4 protein-coding genes are annotated in these 2534 nt (G+C 38.8%); all 4 read right to left on the reverse strand.

From position 1 onward, the window contains the following. Positions 1 to 421 (reverse strand): SulP family inorganic anion transporter (locus tag Q0X89_RS07765; RefSeq protein WP_297692825.1); only part of this gene is annotated, 421 nt, incomplete at its 3' end. A 70-nt stretch (positions 422 to 491) separates the two neighbouring features. Then, on the reverse strand, positions 492 to 788 hold the full coding sequence (locus tag Q0X89_RS07770; RefSeq protein WP_297692827.1) for a hypothetical protein: 297 nt from the start codon (positions 786 to 788) through the stop codon (positions 492 to 494). A gap of 152 nt (positions 789 to 940) precedes the next feature. Then, positions 941 to 1609, reverse strand: a complete 669-nt coding sequence (locus tag Q0X89_RS07775) for a tetratricopeptide repeat protein (protein ID WP_367177029.1) — start codon at positions 1607 to 1609, stop codon at positions 941 to 943. Between the two features lie 2 nt (positions 1610 to 1611). Next, positions 1612 to 2534 (reverse strand): BatD family protein (locus Q0X89_RS07780; protein ID WP_297692829.1); only part of this gene is annotated, 923 nt, incomplete at its 5' end.

Genomic DNA, 2534 nt, shown 5'->3' on the forward strand with positions numbered 1-2534 from the left:
CTTCCGGGTCTGCGTCATACCCAAAAAAGTGGGGAATCTGCTTCAGGATAATGATGATACCAATGCCAGTAAGCATACCTTTAATAACAGAAGAAGGGAAGTAGTATCCTATGACCCCTGCCTTTAGTACACCAAAAAGTAACTGAATAGCGCCACCTAGTACTACAGCTACTAAAAAGTTCTGATACCCGCCTAAGGCGCCAATAGCGGTGAGCACTATGGCGGCTAACCCAGCCGCCGGGCCACTGACGCCAATTTGGGAGCCACTTAAGGACCCAACGACAATACCACCTACAATGCCTGCAATTAAGCCGGAAAATAATGGAGCACCACTGGCAAGGGCTATGCCCAGGCAAAGTGGAAGGGCCACGAAGAATACAACTATACTAGCTGGTAAATCTTTTTTTAAAGTTTTAAACATAATAACAAGATGTTTGTTTCCTGAACCAGAGGCTCAAGGTTGTTTATTAATAAGTTAAAAAGATGAAACACTATTGAGCAACCTCAGGAGGAGGAAGCTGTATCTCTGTAGAGTAAGACAAATAAAGTAAACTTTGTTCCCAGTTAGTTTGGGATAAATTACTTACAAAGAAAACTGATTGATGTCCGGGAAGATTTGAAAGGATGATCTCTTCACTAAGATCTTTTTTTGCCTGTTCCTGAGGCTCTTCTTCATTCAAATTGATCGATATAAAAGGCTTAGTAACATCCATAAGCTGGAGCATTGGCGGAGCCAAAATTCCTGTTACCCAGACAGACGTTAAGATGACAATTATAAATGACTTCATAATTACAGAAACAACAAGTCCAAAAATATAAGGAAAATCAGTAAAAATATGTTAAGGATAAACTAAAAATCTTTCAACATTCTAAGATCGGTTGCAGGGATCCATCCATTTTTACCATCCGCCAGTCGAATCTTATTCCAATCGACTAATTCTTATTCTACAAAAACTTTGCTTCCCTCATGAAGGTCAAAAATTGTATTGCTCCTGTTGTTGGGTTCTTCCTTCACTGCAGTTTCTGAAGCGAAAATAATAGCGGGCTGTGTTTGTGTAAAGTCCTGATATTGAATAAAGGCAAACAAGATACTGATGGCGGTTGCAAGTAAACATATCATACTTGCAATAAATGCCATTCTTTTTCTATCGGCAAATTGAAAAAAGTAGAAGGCCAGGTACAACAGAACAAACAAAAACATAAAGATCACAGCGGTATAGGCCCATTGATCAAAGGTGAGAACATTCTTTACACTCGCAACCATTCTAGTAATGGATGTCTTCGGCATAGGCTCAATGGCATCGATAGTCATATTTTGGGCAAAGGACAAGTTGCTCAAAATTTCAGCATCATTGGGATTGAGCAGCAGCGCTTTTTCGTAATAATAGATGCTGGGACCTATTTTATTTACCTTGTAATACGAATTACCCAGATTAAAATACACCTCGGAAGAATGCTGGCCCGATTTCAGGATCTCATGATAGTTGTCAATGGCGTCTTCATAGTTCCCTTCATTATAAGCTTTGGTAGCACTATCGAATAATATCTCGTTTTGTGCTAACCCTAAAGTAAAGGAGAATATACATACTAATAAAATCCACTTTTTCATGACTACAATTGTTTATCCATGGCTGAAATGACCTCACTGGCCTTGTTGTAATCTTGTTGCATTTGAACCTCAGAAAATGGACTGTACCTCGCCATTTCACAATTCTTTAGCAGGCTAATAAAACCCTCTGTAGTATCTGCATCCACCGTTTTCTGAACAAGTAATGATTCAATTTTCTCCTTGGTAAATTCGGAGGTTTCTATCTTTAGTTTTGCTTTCAGATAATTATGCAAGGCCTTTTCCAGGGCGATATAAAACGCATCTTTTTCTCCTAAAGCTTTTTTAGCTTTAAAAAGGAATTTTCTGGCTAGTCTATTGGCCTTTTTTATTCTGTTTCCCACTGCATCACTGGCAATAGCTTCTCTTTTCTTTCCAAAGACAATGGCAAGTGGAATTAGAAGAAGCGGACTGAGTAGGAAAAGATAAAATTTTAAAGAGCCAAAAAAGACAACTTCTTTTATAGCTTGTAAATTAGGAGTCAATTTTATAAAATGGAATTGCGATCCCGTGGTTAGAATTGAGCGTTTATTTTGCCCAACGGCAATATTCCCTGCCGAAGTTTCCATCGGCCCTTCCAGTACATCTATCATGATCTCTTCGGAAGAAATGGATTCATACCCCTGTGTTTTAGGATTAAAATAACTAAAACGGATGGGAGGAATGGGATATTTGCCTTTATAGGAAGGTACCACCGTATATTGATTGCTCACCTTACCTTGCATACCAGAAAGAGTGGTTCTTACATTTTCATTAAACTCTGGCTCGTATACTTCCAGAGATCCTGGCATTTCCAAAACGGGTAATTGAAATAGCTTTAGATTTCCACTTCCTTCTACCTGTACAATAGCCTGTAAGGATTCTGAAGCCTTAAGACTCTTTTTGCTTGTAGTAACCTTGAAATTAAAATTCCCAACAGCACCGCTAA

Source organism: uncultured Eudoraea sp. (assembly GCF_947258525.1).
Classification (GTDB): domain Bacteria; phylum Bacteroidota; class Bacteroidia; order Flavobacteriales; family Flavobacteriaceae; genus Eudoraea.

Coding starts and splice junctions, on each gene's coding strand:
- Q0X89_RS07770 (WP_297692827.1), bottom strand. CDS start 788: ATGAAGTCATTTATAATTGTCATCTTAACGTCTGTCTGGGTAACAGGA.
- Q0X89_RS07775 (WP_367177029.1), bottom strand. CDS start 1,609: ATGAAAAAGTGGATTTTATTAGTATGTATATTCTCCTTTACTTTAGGG.